Genomic DNA, 20,205 nt, shown 5'->3' with positions numbered 1-20,205 from the left:
AAGAAAGGGGATTAGCTAAAGATGTAGAAGGTTTAGACATAGAAGGTTTATCTTCAAAATTACACATTATAAAGGAGCTATTTATGTACGAGCAAAAGACAAAAGAAACGGATCAGAGTGTCGTGGAGTTTATCGAGAGTGTGGATCATCCAAAGAAGAGAGATGATGCATATAAGCTGCTTGATATATTTCAACAAACAACTGGTTTTGAAGCTAAGATGTGGGGACCGAGCATTATTGGATTCGGCTCATATCATTACAAATACAAGACAGGGCATGAAGGGGACGCGCCTCTTGTTGGGTTCTCACCAAGGAAAGCAAAGATCAGTCTGTATTTTGCACCAGGAGACCCCGGTCGAGCTGAACTGCTTCAGCACTTCGGTAAGCATACAACGGGTGCGGCTTGTGTATACATTAATAAACTAGCTGATGTTGATGTGGAAGTGTTAAAAAAACTAATAAACAATTCTGTTGAGTTTTTGTTAAAAACGTATCCTCAAGAATAAGTATCTATACAGAGGAACTATCGTCAGGTATTTGAGCGTGCTCTCGAGTTCCTGATTCTTAAAGGAGGTGAGCCGATTATGAAGAAAGGTACTAAACCTAATAAAAGTGGAATGGCGATGGGAATTGCAATTGGTGTAGCAATCGGCATTGCACTTAAAAACGTAGGTTTAGGTATTGGTATAGGCATTGCATTAGGAATTGCATTTGGTCTTGGATCTAAATAGAAGAATATTTGAAAAGGAGCCCGATACAGGACTCCTTTTTTTGATTAATGTTTTTTGTGACAGCCGCAGCTTTTCTTCTTCTTTTTCTTGCAACGCTTACATTTTAGATAGATATAGTGTGAAGAAGACTCACATTTGTCTTTTTTCCAACAACCCATTAAAATCACCCCATTATTTTCACAACACCTTTGTTTGGTGCTGGTAATACATCATATGCAGGAAGAGGACAAGTTGATTAGACATCAAGACGAGTGAAAACGTACATTTTTTTTGTAATCTAGCAATATGTAATGTTTGTAAAACATGCTATCATAAAGCAAAACAATAGGAGTTGATTGAAAATTGAAACAAGAAATAATGGATCGGTTTATTACATACGTAAAAGTAGATACACAATCTGACGGAAGAAGTGACACCACTCCAACAACAGAAGGTCAGTGGACACTGGCAAACATGCTTGTTGAGGAACTGAAAGGAATTGGTATGGAAGAAGTAACAGTCGACGAAAACGGCTATGTTATGGCGACTTTACCATCCAATTCTGATAAAGACATCCCGGTCATTGGGTTTCTTGCACACGTGGATACAGCTACTGATTTTACCGGAACGAACGTTAAACCGCAGATCGTTGAAAACTATGATGGAGAAACGATTATCTTAAATAAAGACTTACATATCGAATTGTCTCCAAATGACTTTCCTAGTTTAAAAGATTATGAGGGGCACACGTTGATCACAACGGACGGCACAACATTGCTCGGTGCTGATAATAAAGCGGGCATCGCTGAAATTATGACGGCGATGAAGTATTTGATCGAACACCCAGAGATTAAGCACGGAAAAATTCGAGTGGCTTTCACTCCGGATGAAGAGATCGGACGCGGTCCTCATAAATTTGATGTGGCAGCGTTTGGAGCAAAGTATGCCTATACGATGGATGGCGGCCCTTTAGGTGAATTAGAGTATGAGAGCTTTAACGCGGCTAGTGCTAGAATTCGTATTCTAGGAAAGAACATTCACCCTGGATCTGCAAAGAATAAGATGGTTAATGCTGCAAAAATTGCTATGGAACTGAACGGAAAGCTTCCTGTTGAAGAGGCACCTGAGCATACGGAAGGCTATGAAGGGTTCTATCATTTAACGGGTCTAAAGGGTGACGTAGAACAAACGGACATGTATTACATCATCCGCGACCATGACAAGGAACTTTTCCAAAAGAGAAAAGATAGAATGCAAGAGATTGTGGAGGAACTGCGTGAAAAGTATGGCCAAGATAAAATTCAATTAGAACTGAACGACACGTATTATAATATGAAAGAAAAGATTGAACCGGTTAAAGAGATTGTTGATCTCGCTTCTGAAGCGATGAAAAAGCTCGATATTGAACCGAACATCAAACCAATCCGCGGAGGGACAGACGGATCTCAGCTATCATTTATGGGACTTCCGACTCCGAACATCTTTACTGGCGGAGAAAACTATCACGGCCGTCACGAATATATCTCTGTCGATAATATGATCAAAGCGACTCAAGTCATCATTGAACTTGTGCAGTTGTTTGAGCAGAAAGATTAACTATTAAGCTAACCAATATCTTTTGGTTAGCTTTTATCTCTCACTAGGGGGAGTATATATGTTAGCGCAAGGTGTTGTCATTCATGAAGGCAAGGTTCTGTTAGTACGTCAAAAAGTGAAACGCGGGGATATTGTATGGAACTATCCAGGTGGAGGAGTTGAAGACGGCGAAACCTTTGAACAAGCATGCGTACGAGAAGTGATGGAGGAAACAGGCTATACCGTAAAAATAATTAAATCCCTGTTTCAGAGTAAAGAGAAACAAACCTTCCTTTGTGAACGGATCTCAGGGACCCTCTCTATTGAAGATGATGAAGACATACTTGACGTACGATGGATTGATCTAAAAGATAATCGTTATTTTGATGATGTTTCAAGACCTGTAGTTGAAATGGTGTTTAAGACTATGGAGGTTGTGTAAATGAGCTATCCCATTCGTGTTAGAGCAGGGGCTTTGATTATTGAAAACGATGCCATTCTGTTAATTGAGTTTCATGATGAGAAAGGTCTTCATTACAATTTACCGGCAGGTGGGGTTGAAGCAAATGAATCTGTAAAAGAAGCAGCAAAACGCGAAGCGAGAGAAGAGGCAGCAATAGAAGTAAATGTTGGTCCACTCGCGTTCACGTATGAGTATGCACCACATCTGACTGATAATAAATACGGAACAACACATTCACTAGGACTCATGTTTGAGTGCACTCGTATAGGAGACTCCGAACCTAGATTACCGGATAAGCCAGATCTGAATCAGACTGGCGTAAAATGGATTCCCCTTAAGGATTTAGAACAAATCACTCTGTACCCCAAAGTACAAAGACATATAAAAGCGTTTATAGATCAGAAACGGTACAACGCTTTTATTGAAGAACATACTCTGGAGAATTACGAAAAGGTATAATTATCACATTTATAAAATTCTGAAAAAAGCTGTTATTACTATCAAAAAATCTTTATACTATATACATATATAAATAAACTAATCAGTCGTTTTTAAAACGATTTAAGGAGGATCCACATGGAGTCTTATTTTTTTGAACGTAATCGAAGCAGATTAAAAGAAGTGCTTCCAGAGGAATCTTTAACTATTCTTTTTGCAGGAAAAGCTCCGCAAAAATCAGCAGATGAACAATATCCATTCACACCAAACCGTAACTTTTACTATCTATCCGGGATCTCTGAACAGAACGTGATCCTCGTGCTAAAAAAGAGCGGTGATAAATTTGAAGAAACACTATTTATCGAAAAAGCTGATCCGGTCATGGAAAAGTGGGTCGGGAAAACCGTTTCTAAAGAGGAAGCAGAGCATCAATCAGGGATAAAAGATATCAAATATGTGGATAGCTTTGAGTCGTTTGTTGCCAGTCAATTCTTTACAAATCAAGCTCATCATGTTTGTTTAGATCTAGAACGCCGTGGATGGACGGGTGCCCCATCTGAAACATCACAATTCGCAAAACATATTCGAGAACATTATCCGCATGTGACGATTCACAACGTATATCCTGAAGTTACTGATCTGCGTGTGTTCAAGACGACAGAAGAGATTCAAAAGATTAAAGAAGCGATCTCCATTACGAAAGAAGGCATCTATAATGTGCTGAAACACGCGAAAGCTGGAATGAAAGAAAATCAGCTTGAAGCACATTTTGACTTTACTTTAAAATCAAACGGTGTACGTGATTTCGCATTCAAGACGATTACGGCAAGCGGAAAAAATGCTACGATTCTTCATTATGAGCATAATAGCGCACAAACGAATCCCGGTGAGCTCGTTCTTCTCGATCTAGGAGCACAAAAGGATTATTATAACGCGGATATCAGTTATACGTTCCCAGTCGATGGGAAGTTTACAGATCGTCAAAAGGTTCTCTACAATATCGTACTTAAAGCGCTTAAAGAAACGACGGCTATCATTAAGCCAGGTCTTGCCTTTGCCGAACTTAATAATCATACGAAAAAAGTATTAGCAGAAGAGTGCAGACGTATCGGCTTAATTCAAAATGATGATGAGATCTCTAACTATTATTATCATGGTGTGAGCCATTTCCTTGGACTTGATACACATGATGTTGGTTCTTACAAAGATCGCATCTTAGAGCCTGGAATGGTCATAACGATAGAGCCTGGACTTTATATCGAGGAAGAAGCGATCGGCATTCGTATTGAAGATGACATCTTAGTAACAGAAGATGGATTCGAGAACTTATCCAAAGATATTTTCCGTGAAGTAGAGGAAATTGAAGAGTTTATGGCTACTCAAGGTGTTCATGCGGTAAAAGCTTAATAGGTTTTAGAAAAGAGGTCCTTTGTCAAAAGGTCTCTTTTTTTATGCTCTTTTCTAAAGGCTGTTTTCGTATTCATTGTTACTTTTGACAGTTTTTGATTTCCGTTGCAGATGCTCGCTTTCCGCGGGGCAGGCGGTGAGCCACATTCGTACGTTTCACTTTTAAGTGTCTCACCTGCCCGCCTGTCCTAGCCAAGAGTCTCGCACCTTCCACTACAATCAATGTCAAAGAAGAAAATAATAAAGACTTAAAAGCAACAATTTTTAAGAAAATAGCCTTTTTTTTCTCGTTTTTCTTGAGATTCATAGCTTTCAATACATACATAAAAAAATATACAAAATTTCTTCAGAATTTGTACGTGAGTTGGACAAAAAAAGGGAAACAATAAATTACCAATAAAAAGAATGAACCAAATGATGAGATGTAACGTTAGCTTAGTGGAGGGTGAGTATACGATGAAAAAAATGAGAATGTTGGTTTGGGTAATGCTGATATTATTCGTGTCAGCATGTTCCCCATCAACGGATGCAGCAAAAGAATCTAAAGCCATATTAAAGAAAGATTGGCGAGAAATTGAAGAGACCACTAAGAACAAGACAGTCAGAATGTACATGTGGGGTGGAGACACAGGGATCAATCGTTATATGGATGATTGGGTCGCTCCACGGTTAAAGAAAGATTATAATATCACATTGAAACGAGTACCGATGGATGCTCCTGAGTTTTTAAAAAAGCTATCGAATGAAAAAAGAGCAGGGAAAGATGATGGAAATATGGATATCATCTGGATCAATGGTGAGAATTTCAAGAATGCAAAAGACAATGGGCTGTTGTTTGGTCCCTTTGTTGATAAAATGCCAAACTACAAAAAATATGTGGATGCTAAGTCATTAGATATACAATATGACTTTGGAACAAAAACAGAGGGCTTAGAAGCACCTTGGGGAAAAGTGCAGTTCGTTTATCAATATGATGAAGAAAAGGTGCCAAATCCACCTCAATCATTTGAAGAATTAGCTCAGTGGGTAAAAGAAAATCCAGGGAAATTTACATACCATGATCCTGCAGACTTTACAGGTAATGCTTTTGTTCGTCAACTATTTTATGAGTCTAGTGGAAACGTAAAAAACATTTTGGACAGTGGCTATGATGAGGATTTTGCTCAGAAAAATAGTGTGAAGATGTGGAGTTATTTGAACGAGATCAAACCTTATTTATGGAGAGAAGGGAAGACATATCCGAATGATTTAACAGAACTTGATCGTTTGTACAGCAAAGGCGAAGTATACATGACGATGGGTTATAACGAGGCAAGAGCAGAGAAATTAATGAAACAAAGTGTGTTTCCCGCAACAACAAGATCGTTCGTTATGAAATCAGGTTCTTTAGGAAATGCTCACTTTTTAGGGATTCCTTTTAATAGTCCCAACAAAGAAGGTGCGATGACGGCTATTAATCTTATGCTATCTCCTGAAGCTCAGTTAACAAAGTTAGACTCTGAATTTTGGGGTGAAAATATGTCCCTTGATCCAGCGCGACTTTCAGCGGCAGATCAAAAGAAACTTCAAACCATCAAACGTGGAGAATCGGTTTTACCCGCTGAAACTTTAAAAAAATATTTGCAGCCAGAAATAGATTCAGAGTATGTTGCATGGCTGAAGGAGAATTGGGTTAATGAAGTGGTTCAGAACAAGTAATCCTTATGTACTTATTGCTCCAGCTGTTCTAATAACCATTCTTCTCCTGGGCTATGGAATAGTAATGGCTTTTCTAGAGAGTATTAAGTATTACAATCAACCAACCTTAAGTGTTTATCGAGAGCTGTTTAGTGATGGAATTTTTATCACATCTATCCTATACAGTCTCCGAATTGCTTTTATATCAACAATCCTTTCCATTTTAATCGGGCTGGTCATCGTTAGGTCACTATATCCGATGCTAAAAAGTAAGTTTCCGAAGCTAATCGCTTGGATGCCTATGGTCTTTCCTCATTTCGTCTGGGGATATATGCTGTTTCTACTCTTTTCCCAAACCGGGTATATTTCTTCGTTATTAAATGGAAGTGGACTACTTGACCGGCCGGATGAGTTTCCTATTCTGTTCAAAGATTCTTTTGGAATAGGTATCATCATCACTTACGTGTGGAAAGAAGTACCTTTTGTCATTCTGATGCTGCTTCCAGTATATGAACAGCTATCGAACGCTCAAAAAGAGCTTGTGTATACCCTTGGAGGGAGAAGATGGGATGTATTCTGGCATGTTGAGAGGCCGTACGTTTTTCCTGTCATGTTAGAAACGTTTTTTATCGTCTTTGCTTTTGTTGTTTCCGCTTATGAAGTTCCTGCACTCCTAGGAGCAACCTATCCTAAGATGATTCCTGTCATCAGCTATGACTGGTTCTTTGGATCAGATTGGACAAAACAGCCGTACGCTTTTGCTGCCATGTTTCTTTTGACAATATTTATCGTTCTTATTGTCTTTATGACATACGTGTTCACTAGGAAAGGAAGGATCCACTTAGCTCAAAGCTCTGGGTCATTTCACGATTTAAAAGCTGAGAATAGTAAGTATTCAAGAGTCCTATTTTTTACTATGTTAGGGATGACGTTGCTGCCTATTTTAATACTAGTGCTGACCAGTTTTGTCCAAAGGTGGGAATATGGAGAGCTCCTTCCAAGCTCATTAACGACGAGAGGCTGGCACGAAATGTTATGGCATGGCCCAAAATTTACAGAGGCGATCTATACTTCGTTAGGCATTAGCTTACTAGTATTATTGCTGAATCTATTGATTGGACTGCCAGCTGCGAAAGGCCTGGCGTTTCATATCTTCCAAGGTAAAAGTGTGGTAGAGACGTTATTATTGTCTCCTATCTTAATACCCTCTATCGTAATCGCGCTTGGCGTACATCTAACTTTTATTAAACTTGGCATCGCTAATCATTGGACAGGAGTAGTCATTGTTCACCTATTACCAACTCTTCCTTATACGATAAAAGTGATGCGCGCAGGATTTGAGCGAATCGGCAAAAGACAGGAAGAAATTGCGGTTTCTCTTGGTGCAGGTTCATGGGGAGTGTTCCGGAATGTTTATTTGCCACAGCTGATCCCTAGTATCCGAAGCGTTGTTTTTCTTGTTACTGTGATTTCACTCGGACAGTATTTTTTAACAGCACTTATCGGCGGTGGAGAAGTCAACACGATGGCAATCTTATTCTTTCCTTATTTTCAAACAACAAATGACGCAGTGATCGCAAGTTTTTCGATTCTATTTGCCATGATACCTATAGCTGTGTGGCTGTTAATAGAAGGTGCTTTAAGATTTATTATTCCAAAACAACCGAGGTGAAGAATGGAATCTCATTTTATCGAATTAAGTAACATCAGAAAAGTGTACAAAGATAAAGAAGTACTGAACCTGAATCAACTGGGTGTAAGAAAGGGAGAGATTATTTCCATAGTCGGTCCTTCGGGTACCGGGAAATCTACTTTACTTCGACTGGTTGCCGGATTAGAGAAAGCAGACACGGGAGAGATCATGATTGATGGTGAACATTTAACAAACGTACCTCCACAACAAAGACCAGTGGTATATATGTTTCAAGAATCACTTCTATTTCCGCATATGAATGTCTTAGAAAATGTAGCTTTCGGACTAAAGATGGCAAAAGTCAGTAAAAATAAGAGATATGATAAAAGCAAAGAAATGATGAAAAGAGTGGGTTTAGAAGGATTAGAATCTCGTTTTCCTCATGAGATTTCTGGTGGACAGAAACAACGGGCAGCTTTGGCACGGTCTCTGATTGTACATCCTAAAGTCCTTTTATTGGACGAACCTTTCTCCAGTCTAGATACGGAACTTCGAAAAGAGACGAGGAGATGGATCAAACATCTATTAAAATCGGAAAACATAACCGTTTTGTTCGTCACGCATGATCTAGAGGAAGCAATGGCTCTTGGAGATCGTGTAGCTGTGTTAAATGAAGGTAAGCTCCAACAGCTCGATAGTCCACATGTGTTATATGAATCTCCAGTAAATTCATTTGTAGCTTCGTTTCTTCAAGGGGGAATTTGGACGGAAGAGCGTTTCATCCCCGTAAGCCGTCTTAAGATGGGAAGAAATGATGATCAAAATGGAAGAAAAGCTGAAGTGATAGAAACCTATTATCAAGACGGGAAGTATCATAGTGTTTTATCTATCGAACATTCAGAGGCTGTCATTACATTAACAAATCGAGAAAAGGTGAATGTTGGTGAGCAGGTAAAAGTTTTCGAAGGATAAGCGGTGTTAAGATTGGAGAAATAAGAGATGAAGAAGACGATTTTCTCTATTATATTTTTTGTTGTTTTGGCTGTAACACTCATTGTTTTGAATCAAACGATTCTAGACGTTACACCTCAATCAGTTCGTAGATGGATCTTAACAATGGGAGCTGTGGCACCTTTCGTATATGTATTATTGTATTCCATCAGACCTTTTGTTTTGTTTCCTGCTTCTGTTCTTTCTTTGACAGGAGGTTTAGCATTTGGGCCGGTTTTGGGGTTCTTTCTTACTCTTATAGGAGCTGCGATCGGCGCTCTTCTTGCTTTTTTTGCTGCAAGAAAGATAGGTGCTCGTCGAATTGAATCTAGATGGGGAAGAAAACTGAACAAATTACAGAACGTGCTAGAAAAGAATGGATTTTTAGTTATCATCCTACTTCGGCTCATTCCGATTTTTCATTTTGACTTGATTAGTTATGCAGCGGGGATGTCTAAGGTCAGAAGCATCCAATTCTTTTTCGGGACATTAATAGGTATTGTTCCAGGAACATTTGCTTATACGTTCCTAGGAGCGAGCACGGCAGCTGATACTTCAACCATCCTTTATATCGCAATTATCTTATTTATTATTATTACACTTCTTCCCGTACTATATAAAAAACAGATCAAACAATACTTATCGGTGGAAGATCAGAAGTGAGGAAAAGTAAATGCTAGATACTCATGCAAGAAAATATGTGCAGCCGACTATCCTGAGTACGGCGAAGCTATTATTGAAAGCGGGCCTTAGTGCGAATCAAGTTACTTGGATCGCTTTTATCATTGGGACTTCATCAGGTGTGTGGATCTATCTTGATAGGCCGATCCTAGCTGTATGTGTCCTATGGTTTTCAGGGTTTCTCGATGCAGTTGATGGTACGATGGCACGACTTACAAAACCTTCTCCATGGGGAACTGTGTTAGACATTACGTTTGATCGGATTGTAGAGATTAGTGTGATCATTGGGTTAGCGCTGGCTTTCCCTGATTCCCAGCTCCCACTCTTGCTCTTATCCGTGTCGATTATCGTTTCGATGACAATCTTTCTAACAGTAGGGGCAGTGAGTGAGAAGCAAGGTATGAAGTCTTTCTACTATCAAGCAGGTTTAGCTGAACGGACAGAAGGGTTTATCTTGTTCAGTCTTATGATCTTATTCTCTAATTATTTGACGCTCATAACATTACTATTTTTTGTGATTGAACTTTATACAGCTTTGCAAAGATTGCTTGAAGCTAAGAAAATCTTGCAACACAAGGAGAGAGAGATGTGAAGAAGTATGATGTTGTAATTATCGGTGGAGGTGCTGGAGGGCTTACGGTAGCTTCTGGAGCTAGCTCTCTTGGCGCGAAAGTAGCACTAATTGAGAAAGAACGGCACCTAGGTGGTGACTGTCTTCACGTTGGCTGCGTACCTTCAAAAGCTCTTATACAAGCTTCGAAGGATATCTTTACGGCTAGAAATAAAGGGAAGGAACTTGGTCTAGATGTTTCTGGATCTGTTGACTTAGGAAAGGTAAATGAACGTGTACAGCAATCCATACAAGCGCTTCAAAAGCATGATAGTGATGAACGGTTTACGTCACTAGGTGTCGACCTTTATAAGGGAGCGGGAACATTTACCTCGTCAAACACTGTGAGAGTTGATGATCAAGAGATATACGGAAAAAGGATAGTTATTGCTGCCGGTTCAAGAACCCTCGTACCACCGATTGAAGGTTTGCAGGAAGCGGGGTTTTGGACGAACGAAAACTTATTTGAGCAAAGAGAATTGCCAGAGAAGCTTCTTGTGATTGGCGGTGGCCCCATAGGGCTGGAACTATCACAAGCTCTATCACGTTTAGGCTCCAAAGTTACTATAGTTGAAAAGGAAAAGAAACTCCTATCATCAGAGGATGAAAGCATCCAAAAAGCAGCGGTTTCCATATTGGAGAAGGAGTTAACGATTCATTTAAATTCAGAAGTAAAAAAAGTACAGATAACATCAAACGGAAGAAAAAGGGTCACAATTCACAAAGGTAATGAGCAATATACAGAGGAATATGATCAGATTCTTTTGGCTGTCGGCAGAAAGCCAAATAGTGAAAATTTAAATCTGAATGCTGTTGGGGTATTTCAAGATGAACGAGGATTCATTCCTACAAATGAAAAGTTGCAGACGAATGTACCCCATATCTTTGCAATCGGTGACATTAACGGCAAATTCGCTTTCACACATGTAGCTGGGGAAGAAGGAAAAGTTGTCGTTCAGAATGCAATTCTTGGTGTACCAAAGAAAATGAGCTACAATCACATCCCCTGGAACATATATATTCAACCTGAGATCTTTCATATAGGCATGACGGAACAAGAAGCGAGAAAGTTAGGAATTAAGTTTTCGGTTTATGAAGTTCCTTTAACAGATGTTGATCGGTTTATCTCGGATCACGGCTCGGAAGGGTTGATAAAGATTATTACCGATCAGAATGGTAAGATCCTAGGTGGGCATGCAATAGGAAATGGTAGTGGTGATTGGATGCAGGCTGTTATTTTTGCAATGAAAAAAGGGAGCAAGATAGGAGACCTTTCACAGATGGTCTATCCATATCCCAATCATGCCGCTGCTATTCAGCGTACAGCTGATCTGTATTGGAGGAGCAAGTTGTTTAGCGGCACATTGCCAAAACTAACAAAAAAGTACATCAGTTGGTTTAGATAGAGTGGTACGAGCAGAAAATGATCTGCTCGCTTTTTTTTTTTTTGATGACTTAACTTCTATAAACTCATAAAAAATAGCAGCTTGAATTAAAGATGTTTGTTCATAAATTTTTGATCGATTCGATTCTTTAAGCTCCAAGCCCATTTTCCATAAATAACGAAGTCGCCATAAGTAAATAAACCGTGCTTTTCACCGGTCGAAAGGATTGAGACGAACTTTTTTTGTGGTTTGAACGGTACTAGTGGTCTGCCTGTGATCAAACGCTTAATATTTTTCCATAGAACAGGTCCTTGTCTAACTGCATAGACACCATTCTTCGGAAGATTAGGATAACCGGCCAAAGAGACACAATCACCAGCTCCAAACACATACGGATAATCAGCGTTCTGTAGTGTGTCATCAACGAGTAAATACCCTTTTCTGTCAGTCGAAAGCAATGCTTGTTTAAATAGAGAGCTTGCTTTTGGTCCGGTTACGGGCAGGATTGCTGAATACTCAATTTCTGTATCCTTATCAGTAATGATGATGTTGTTCTTCAATTTCTCTATCTTTTCATTTTCGTAGTATACGAGATTATGGTCATTAGCAATTTCTCTAATTTTCTGTGTCGCTTTGTTTCCATAAGAATGAAGTAGTGGAGAGGAGCTGATCAAGGTTACCGGGTTTTTCAAACTATGATTTTGTCGCCAAGCAGATGTCGATAAGGCAAGCTCTACTCCAGCAGAACCACCTCCGACGATAACAGGGCTTTCGCTTGAACGAAATTCTTTGATCTGCTCTGTAAAGCGGTAGTTCGGTTTAATGTTCAAACCAACAGTTTGAGTTAAGTCCGATGAGATCCCAGAACCAATATCAAAAGAAATCACATCAAAGTAATAGATTCCTCCAGAAAACCCCAACAATACTTTCTGCATGGGATCAAAAGAGATGATGGTGTCCTCTATAAACGAGACAGAGGCTCGACCGCATAACGACTCTAGATCAATACGGATTTCTTCTTCGTTATAAAGACCTTCTGTAAATCCTGAAAACATCCCTGAATAATATTGAAATTTTGACGATGTAATAAGTGTAACTTCTAAATCACTAATTTCTTCATGTAAAAGACTGCGGAGAATGGAAAGGTGAGCATGTCCACCACCGATTAATAATAGCTTTGTCAAAATGAACACTCCAGTTAGATTGATGAGTATTTTACTTAATCATATAAGGACGATGTGGATCGTGCGAATGATTTGTTTGTTTAAAGGTAAAAAAAGAGAAATGTAACAAATCAGTTGGTATTTATGTTAGTTTTTGGATGTATTATATGGTATTTTACTAGATGGTGATAAAAATGATAATTGTTAAACAGCTTTTTGCTAATCTTGCAATCTTAGTCGCACTATTATTTCTGTATACCCAAATTAAGAGAGATCCACCACTTAGAATGAATTCTTCTATAAAGAAGAAGCTCACAACAGGAGTAGCAGGGGGATTGTTCAGTAATATCCTCATGCAGTACAGCATTCCGATCGGTACAACTTTGATCGATCTTCGATATATCCCGATTATTCTACTAGCCTATTTTGGTGGAGCAGTGCCGGCAGTAGTAGGTATGGCTTTGGTTATTGCAGGACGTTTTTTTATTGGGATCAACATCTCATCTTACACTTCAGGTTTGTTGATGATCGCTATTACATTGTTTGCTATCATAATTGCAAGAACGAACTTGAGCCATCAGATAAAAAAATGGTCGATGCTAACTTTTGCAAATCTATTAACAACCCTCTTATTTTTCTATCTGATTGAGGATCAACAATTGCTATTCTACTTAATTCCTGGATATTGGTTCGTGTCGTTTCTCTCAGGTTATGTAGCGTTTCAGGTACTGCATATTTTATTTAAGAGTCAGATGATGTTTGATAAGTATAAAGCAGAGTCTACGATCGATTCTTTGACGGGGCTAAACAATGTAAGAAAATTTGATGAAATATTTAACAGTTGTATGGCAGATCTTGAAAAGAAGAAAAAGCTGTCTTTACTGTATATTGATATCGATTTCTTTAAAAAAATTAATGATACCTATGGGCACTCAGAAGGTGATGTTGTTTTAAAAGATTTAGGATTAATCCTTAGATCATGCGCACGGCCAACAGACATCGTCAGCAGGAACGGGGGAGAAGAATTCACTGTTTTACTCGTAGATAGTTCACTGGATCAAGCAAAGAAAATTGCAGAAAGAATCCGATCAACAGTGGAAGAGCATGCATTCCTTTTAAACAGTGGCACAGAAGTGAACATTACGGTTTCTGTCGGGCTATCTAACTTCCCGGAGACTACAATGAATGGGAGCTTAATGATTAAAGATGCTGACAAAGCCTTATATGAGGCGAAGAGAACGGGCAGAAATAAAGTATGTACAGCCAATCAATGAAATTTAAAAAAAGGAACGAGATAAACGTTCCCTTTTTTGCTATAAAGCCATGTCCCCGTTCATTCCTTGTGGTCCTATGGCGATAAAGCTAATATTTCTGCAATCGATGATAAAAGTTCGTGTAACACTTAAATCGTCAACATACGAGAAGTAAGCACAACAAGAATCAGGATCGAATTTTAATAATTGAAATGTAGTCGAATTATTTTGTAGACCAGCCGTAAGTCGAATAGGGTCTCGTACCTTTGTTTAGAAGAAGAATAGAGGGGTTCGCGCTGCTATCACATTGGGTAGATACTTGCTGAGCTAAATTTTTCAAGATACAGCATGCACAGCCATCACATTTGGAATGGTTGGAGCAGCCACAATTTGTTAACATCTTAAGATCACCTCTTTTATTGAATAGGTACGATACCGCTAATCTCGTGACAATCTACAGCAACTTGCAACGTGACCGTATTCTGCTCAGTCATAGTCTCAAAAAATACGCAGCAACTTTCAGCTTCAAAGCGCAGGAATCGAAAGAGAAAAGGGGTATCACCGACTAGACGGCTTTCCCCTTTTGGCAAAATGTAGAAAAACTGATTGTTTGTTGTACACCCTTCATTACATTCCTCATTTAATCGGCGGAAAATCCCACAGATACAACCATCGCAGCTTGTTTGATGATGCTCCTTGTTCTCGTTATGAGATCTATGATGTTTCGAGAATAAACTGTTTTTTGAATGTTTCATCGTAAAAACCTCCCCCAAAGCTATTCTCTAACATAGTGTATGCATAGGCTGAAGCGGAGTGACAAATTTAAGAAACAAGAAGCACGAGTAAAGATTTATACCGAAGTTGTAAGATCATTAATTGATTTGAAAGTGTAATTGAATCGAAACAAGTTATTTAACGTGAAACACATTGGATTTTTGAAAAAAAGAGGATATGACAAGAATGCATGGTTGGTAAAATCAATTTGAAATGCTGCCGGCTAACATGATTTACCCCCATTTTTGTTAGAAACAACAGGTGTATTCTACATATGGACAAACAAATCAACTTTGTACATATCGCGCGAACATCTGGCTCTGAAGTTTTAACTTCCTTGATTAATTTCACGGTAACTTCTCATATATTCACGGATAGAGTTAATAATTTCACGGATAACCTTCATAATTTCACCTATAAAATATTTTATCCGATTTTCGACAAATCCCTCTTCTTTTCAATGAAAAGGAGTATTAAAATGAATGAAAAACAAATGTTCATGAAGGGGTTAAAGGGAATGGAAATTGTTGAGATACGGAATGTAGACGAATGGAAAGACGAGCTATCTGATCTGTTAATAAAAGTAGTAGATGAAGGAGCTTCCATCGGCTTTTTGCCTCCGCTAAAAAAACAAGAAGCTGATGATTTTTGGAAAAACTGTGTGAGCCCTGACATCATGTTTTGGGTTGCAAAAATAGATGGTGCGATCGCAGCCACCATTCAGCTTCACTTGTGTAAAAAACCAAACGGCACTCATCGGGCAGAGGTAGCTAAGCTGATGACACACCCAGCGTTCAGACAAAAAGGAATCGGGCGAAAACTGCTGCTTCACGCAGAACAAAGAGCAAAAGAAATTGGACTGTCGCTGCTTGTCTTAGATACAAGGGAAGGGGATACGTCAAATCTACTTTATCAGTCGTTTGGTTTTCAAGAGGCTGGGCGAATACCCTTTTTCGCTAAGAATGAAAAAGGTGGATTAGACACAACCATCTTGTACTATAAAACGATTTGACTCATAACTTTTTGCCGTCACTTGAGAAGATTTTGCTTTTCGAGTACGGCTTTTTTTGTTCGTAATGTTACATAACGTGTGATTATAAATAGCAAGTTCAATCTTTATTCCTCCCAATAAGAGGTAAGTTAACGAATTCGCCATAAAATTGTTACGAAAGTATGAAAACCCTTATTTTTCCTGTTAATTAATTCCCATTCCTTTACAATTAAATCGAAGAATATGGTGAAGGAAGGGAGAGGTATTTACGGATCGCCAACTATTAATCTCAATTGTCATAATCATCATTTTATTTGAGAGTTTGTTTATTTACTTGTTTCTTATGTATAAGAAAGGAAACATAGATCAGAACCCTCTATTATTACTCATTAAAAAGGAGTGGAACATCTTATACCATGCTTTCTTTAAATGGAGAACTAGAAAACGTATGATGATTCAGAATGATAGTTACCTCTTTCATAAAAACTCCAGCTATTTTTATCTATTTCTAGCATTAATCCACGAACAGATCATTGAGATGATTGTGTTCCATATTTACCTTAAAAAAGAAGAACCAAATATAGCTCTTATTATGCTAGTTTTACATATTTACAGTGTTATCTACATGCTAGGTGATTATAACTTAATGAGAAATACCCCTTTTCGTATTACCAAAGAGAAAGTAAGGATGAAAATTGGTGCCAGACGATCTCTACATTTTGATTTAAGTGAGATTGACTATATACAGCCTGCCTCAATCAAGTACAACAAAAGTGGAGGTATCATAAACGAAAAGAAAATATTCCATGCTACGGCTTTTCCAAGGATAATTACGATTATTTTTGGGATTAGCGATGAGCTGAAATACGAGATCGTGTTTAAGGAACCAGTACAAGCAAGAGGTTACTTTGGACAAAAACAAGAGATTAATAAAGTGCATCTTTATTTTGATCATACGGGAGATTTTGTAGAGTCACTTCAAAATAGAATGGTAAAAATAGAAGGCGCAGTTAAAAGTAGTATTTAAATCTAGAAGTTAATCAAATAACTTTTGGTAAACTTCTAGACTTCTAAAACACAGTATAGCTTGTTGTGTACTGCAGGCGTCTCTTATGTATAATGGAAATAATTCTAGCTTGAGGAGTGGTGAAGATAATGAATGTAGCTCTACTCAGTAAATGGCACGTGCATGCTGTCGATTACGCACGAGAAGCAATGGAGAATGAAGCAATTACTATAAAAACGGTTTGGGATGAAAAGCAAGAGCGGGGTACCCAGTGGGCGGAAGAATTAGGGGTATCGTTTGAAGCGGACCTACAGAACGTGCTTGATGATCCGAACATTGACGGAGTAATCGTCACTACTGCTACCGACCGTCATAAAGAGATTATTATTGCTGCTGCGAACCATGGGAAACATATTTTTACTGAAAAAGTTCTCGCTTTTACAGTAAAAGAGTGCGAAGAAATTTTAGCGGCCGTAGATAGAAATAACGTACAATTAATGGTGAATCTACCAAGACTGACAGAAAGCTTTTATCTCTTTGCCCAACAAGCAGTAGACAAAGGACTCCTTGGAGATGTTACATACATCAGATGCCGTGTTGCACATAACGGATCTGTACCTTCGGAAGAAAATCCAAAAGGGTGGCTGCCACAGCACTTTTATAATAAAGAAGAGTGTGGTGGAGGTGCGCTGATCGACCTTGGGGCACACCCGATCTATTTAACGAATCGTTTAGGCGGGAAAGTAAAAGCAGTAAGCGGTAAGCTAAATGAATTATACAAATTAGGTGTAGATGATAACGCTATCGTTATGGTGGAGTATGAATCAGGTGCTATGGGTATGATTGAGACGGGTTTCTTATCTTATGGAAGTCCGCAGCAACTCGAACTTTACGGCACGGAAGGCACGATCATGGTAGAAGGGCAAGAGGTAAGGGTTAAAAGTAAGCACCTTAACACAGAGGATTGGGTAAACCCGGAGCTGCCGAACCCGATTTCTTCTAATATGGAGCAATGGGTTGATGCCATTGGAAAAGGTACAAAGTCGACGGTTTCAAGGGATGATATCGTAAATTTAACTGCCATAAATGAAGCGGCGGTAATTTCAAGTAAAGAAGGTCGTCGTGTACAGTTATCAGAACTAGAAGTAAAGCAAAATATTTGAAGTTAATAAAAAGGAATCCAACCTCTTTGTGCAGAATGTATGTTCGTAAACAGTTCTGCACAAGGAGGTTTTTTTATGAATCAAAAAACAATTTTATTGAATCAAATGGCAGCAAACCATAATGAACCAAACTGGTTTGTTCCTGTTGATCGGGCACTTGAAGAACTTACCGCTGAACAAGCAAGAGAAAAAACAGGAAATAGCAACTCCATATGGGAGATCGTCAACCACTTGATTTTCTGGAACGAACGCTACTTACAGAGGTTTAAAGGAAATTCGCCCCAGCAAAAGATTGAAAGCAATGATGAGACGTTTGAGAACGAAAACAGTCAGGACTGGGAAACAGCTAAGAATCAATTGTTTGCTATACTAACGGATTGGGCCTCGGTAATAAAAGAAGCAGAGGATAGTTTTTTTGATATTTCTGCTCATGAAGACCGTCACGATCCTTGGTATTCTGTGCTTGCTAATGTAAACATCCATAATGCCTATCATATCGGGCAGATTATAGAGATCAGAAAATCTAAAGGGAACTGGGATTCTAAAAAAGGTGTTCATTAAGGGGACGAGAATGTGGAGAATCTAAAGTTTGTATATATTACTTACATAGAGACTACTACTAGGAAAGTGTGGGAGGCTCTGACCAACGGAGATCTAACAGAACAATACTTTTTCGGCAGTCGAGTGGAATCAGAATGGAAAGAAGGTTCACGCATTACGTATTCACGCGGCAGTAAGGTTACTGATTGGGGTGAAATTATTAAGTGCGACCCACAAAAAGAACTTTCTTTTACTTGGCATAACAAATGGGACGAAGAAGAGCGTGAAAATCCGACCGTAGCAACATTTACACTAAAAGAGATAAACGGAACGGTAAGATTGACACTTCGCCATGAACATTTGATGGAGGAGGATATAGTTGAGGAAGAGGATACTTTTGTGGGGTATAACAATGGTTGGCCAGCAATCTTGAGTAACCTGAAGACATTGCTGGAAACAGGTCGTACACTGCCGTCGGTTATAATTGAATTTTAAAAAACGCATAGGAACTCTATGCGTTTTTTTAATATCCGTTATTTCTTAACACAAAAATATAATATTTCCAATAATTGCTCTAACGATAATGAGGGTCCGTTTCTTTCAAGGTCATCCAAGATATGTTGAAACTTATGTGTGTCTAGACCGTTTTGTTCAATTTTTTGAAGTAGATGCCAATGTTTTTCACTGAGGGTTTCAATAGATTCCATATAGGTTCTCACCTTTGCCATATAATTGAGTCCATACAAAGAACTTATTACATGATATGCACTTTATTAGTGGGTAAAACCATTTTATTTTTAAAAATTGTATATTATACCAATTCAGATCATATATTTTAGTGTAAAGATCTTATTGTTTTTCATTAACATCGTTAATCGTTTCTCTTAGCTTTCTAATCATAGAAACTATAAAATCGGCTTCCTGAGTTGTTACTTGTTTTCCATCTAAGATAATTCGGTATTTATTCATCAATTCAGAAGAAGATAATTCAAGGTCCCCAATAAAACTTTGTTCAGCTTTTGATAACTGTTCTTCTTCTAAAAAATACGAAATATTAACACCGTAAATATCAGCAATCTTGGAAAGTAATTTTAAGGATGGTTTAACTTGGCCACGCTCGATCTTTGATAAGTTGCTAAAATCATATTGAACTTTGGCTGCTAATTCTTTTAAGGTGTCACCCTTCAGTTTTCTTATCTCCCGTATTTTTCTCATAAGAAAGATCCCACCTTGCGTTTATATATCTACCAATAAAGAAGTTCTATAATCATTATATTGCATTTTTGGACTATTAGCCTACTTAAACGACCTTTTATAAAAATAAATTATTAATTATCGGTTAACTAGCACTTCAATTAATTGTCTGATTATTGTACCTCTAATGCATAAAAGGACTGGACAAGAATTATGGTTATTTACTATCTCTTATACTCAATTATTTATTTGGAACGCAAAAAATTCAAAAAGCAGTTTTAACGTTGTAAAAAACCATATATGTAATAAGATATGTATTATTTTTAATTAGGTGTGCATAAAAAAAGAGGGTGAATATCCACCCTCATGGTTATAATTTATCTTATAACATTAATTGACTCGTTTTCACTAAAATACGATAATCCTATCCGCAGTTCACTTATTTCATTTTTATTTAATGGCACACAGTGACCTTCTACTTTGCTTACATTTCCATTATTGTCTGCTATCGGATAAAGTGAAATGACAAAAAAAGTTTCTGGATTAGAAATA

The 20,205-nt window shown here is 38.2% G+C and carries 21 protein-coding genes; 18 read left to right on the top strand and 3 right to left on the bottom strand.

The window, feature by feature from the left end:
• Positions 1-83 precede the first annotated feature (83 nt).
• The 12 genes from H9648_RS05670 (at position 84) to H9648_RS20975 (ending at position 11,590) form a co-directional block, all read left to right on the top strand.
• Positions 84-506: a DUF1801 domain-containing protein gene (locus H9648_RS05670; RefSeq protein ID WP_191752925.1), complete on the top strand. Its 423-nt coding sequence runs from the start codon at positions 84-86 to the stop codon at positions 504-506.
• A gap of 78 nt (positions 507-584) precedes the next feature.
• Positions 585-731, top strand: a complete 147-nt coding sequence (locus H9648_RS05665) for a glycine zipper domain-containing protein (protein ID WP_191752924.1) — start codon at positions 585-587, stop codon at positions 729-731.
• Between the two features lie 342 nt (positions 732-1,073).
• Positions 1,074-2,306 carry a peptidase T gene (pepT, locus tag H9648_RS05660; RefSeq protein WP_191752923.1) on the top strand — a complete coding sequence of 411 codons (1,233 nt, stop codon included), beginning with the start codon at positions 1,074-1,076 and terminating at the stop codon, positions 2,304-2,306.
• Between the two features lie 58 nt (positions 2,307-2,364).
• Positions 2,365-2,727, top strand: coding sequence for an NUDIX domain-containing protein (locus tag H9648_RS05655; RefSeq protein WP_191752922.1), 363 nt, complete (start codon positions 2,365-2,367; stop codon positions 2,725-2,727).
• The gene (locus H9648_RS05650; RefSeq protein ID WP_191752921.1) at positions 2,728-3,207 is read left to right on the top strand and encodes an NUDIX domain-containing protein; all 480 of its coding nucleotides are present in this window, start codon (positions 2,728-2,730) and stop codon (positions 3,205-3,207) included.
• Between the two features lie 117 nt (positions 3,208-3,324).
• Entirely contained in the window at positions 3,325-4,593 is a 1,269-nt protein-coding gene (locus tag H9648_RS05645) for an aminopeptidase P family protein (protein ID WP_191752920.1), read from the top strand.
• Positions 4,594-5,049: 456 nt separating this feature from the next.
• Positions 5,050-6,291 (top strand): ABC transporter substrate-binding protein, encoded by a 1,242-nt coding sequence (locus H9648_RS05640; protein ID WP_191752919.1) that lies wholly within the window; start codon positions 5,050-5,052, stop codon positions 6,289-6,291.
• Positions 6,269-7,942 carry an ABC transporter permease gene (locus H9648_RS05635; protein ID WP_191752918.1) on the top strand — a complete coding sequence of 558 codons (1,674 nt, stop codon included), beginning with the start codon at positions 6,269-6,271 and terminating at the stop codon, positions 7,940-7,942. The genes H9648_RS05640 and H9648_RS05635 overlap by 23 nt, the downstream gene beginning before the upstream one ends.
• Positions 7,943-7,945: 3 nt before the next feature.
• Positions 7,946-8,875 carry an ABC transporter ATP-binding protein gene (locus H9648_RS05630; protein ID WP_191752917.1) on the top strand — a complete coding sequence of 310 codons (930 nt, stop codon included), beginning with the start codon at positions 7,946-7,948 and terminating at the stop codon, positions 8,873-8,875.
• Between the two features lie 27 nt (positions 8,876-8,902).
• Positions 8,903-9,556 carry a TVP38/TMEM64 family protein gene (locus tag H9648_RS05625; protein WP_191752916.1) on the top strand — a complete coding sequence of 218 codons (654 nt, stop codon included), beginning with the start codon at positions 8,903-8,905 and terminating at the stop codon, positions 9,554-9,556.
• 10 nt (positions 9,557-9,566) lie between these two features.
• Positions 9,567-10,166, top strand: coding sequence for a CDP-alcohol phosphatidyltransferase family protein (locus H9648_RS05620; protein ID WP_191752915.1), 600 nt, complete (start codon positions 9,567-9,569; stop codon positions 10,164-10,166).
• Positions 10,163-11,590: a dihydrolipoyl dehydrogenase family protein gene (locus H9648_RS20975; protein WP_191752914.1), complete on the top strand. Its 1,428-nt coding sequence runs from the start codon at positions 10,163-10,165 to the stop codon at positions 11,588-11,590. Before H9648_RS05620 ends, H9648_RS20975 begins: the two co-directional genes overlap by 4 nt.
• A gap of 86 nt (positions 11,591-11,676) precedes the next feature.
• On the opposite strand, the gene H9648_RS05610 is transcribed toward H9648_RS20975, so the two are convergent.
• Positions 11,677-12,753 carry an FAD-dependent oxidoreductase gene (locus tag H9648_RS05610; protein WP_191752913.1) on the bottom strand — a complete coding sequence of 359 codons (1,077 nt, stop codon included), beginning with the start codon at positions 12,751-12,753 and terminating at the stop codon, positions 11,677-11,679.
• A 173-nt stretch (positions 12,754-12,926) separates the two neighbouring features.
• Between H9648_RS05610 and H9648_RS05605 the strand changes: the two genes are divergently transcribed.
• Positions 12,927-14,006: a diguanylate cyclase gene (locus H9648_RS05605; protein ID WP_191752912.1), complete on the top strand. Its 1,080-nt coding sequence runs from the start codon at positions 12,927-12,929 to the stop codon at positions 14,004-14,006.
• Positions 14,007-14,401: 395 nt separating this feature from the next.
• Here the strand turns inward: H9648_RS05605 and H9648_RS05600 are convergent, their stop codons facing one another.
• Complete coding sequence (locus tag H9648_RS05600) at positions 14,402-14,740, bottom strand: hypothetical protein (RefSeq protein WP_191752911.1); 339 nt, start codon at positions 14,738-14,740, stop codon at positions 14,402-14,404.
• Between the two features lie 497 nt (positions 14,741-15,237).
• Between H9648_RS05600 and H9648_RS05595 the strand changes: the two genes are divergently transcribed.
• From H9648_RS05595 to H9648_RS05575, 5 genes are all read left to right on the top strand, one after another.
• Positions 15,238-15,771, top strand: a complete 534-nt coding sequence (locus H9648_RS05595) for a GNAT family N-acetyltransferase (protein ID WP_225218751.1) — start codon at positions 15,238-15,240, stop codon at positions 15,769-15,771.
• Between the two features lie 427 nt (positions 15,772-16,198).
• Positions 16,199-16,777, top strand: a complete 579-nt coding sequence (locus tag H9648_RS05590; protein ID WP_191752910.1) for a hypothetical protein — start codon at positions 16,199-16,201, stop codon at positions 16,775-16,777.
• A 128-nt stretch (positions 16,778-16,905) separates the two neighbouring features.
• The gene (locus tag H9648_RS05585) at positions 16,906-17,919 is read left to right on the top strand and encodes a Gfo/Idh/MocA family protein (protein ID WP_225218750.1); all 1,014 of its coding nucleotides are present in this window, start codon (positions 16,906-16,908) and stop codon (positions 17,917-17,919) included.
• A 75-nt stretch (positions 17,920-17,994) separates the two neighbouring features.
• Positions 17,995-18,480: a DinB family protein gene (locus tag H9648_RS05580; protein WP_191752909.1), complete on the top strand. Its 486-nt coding sequence runs from the start codon at positions 17,995-17,997 to the stop codon at positions 18,478-18,480.
• A gap of 12 nt (positions 18,481-18,492) precedes the next feature.
• On the top strand, positions 18,493-18,954 hold the full coding sequence (locus H9648_RS05575; RefSeq protein WP_191752908.1) for an SRPBCC family protein: 462 nt from the start codon (positions 18,493-18,495) through the stop codon (positions 18,952-18,954).
• 354 nt (positions 18,955-19,308) lie between these two features.
• On the opposite strand, the gene H9648_RS05570 is transcribed toward H9648_RS05575, so the two are convergent.
• Positions 19,309-19,674 carry a helix-turn-helix domain-containing protein gene (locus tag H9648_RS05570; RefSeq protein ID WP_191752907.1) on the bottom strand — a complete coding sequence of 122 codons (366 nt, stop codon included), beginning with the start codon at positions 19,672-19,674 and terminating at the stop codon, positions 19,309-19,311.
• Between the last annotated feature and the right edge of the window lie 531 nt (positions 19,675-20,205).

The organism is Fictibacillus norfolkensis (genome assembly GCF_014836645.1).
Taxonomy (GTDB): Bacteria; Bacillota; Bacilli; order Bacillales; family Fictibacillaceae; genus Fictibacillus; species Fictibacillus norfolkensis.
The sequence above is the reverse complement of the archived record's forward strand: the minus strand, read 5'-3'. Positions and strand labels throughout refer to the sequence as shown.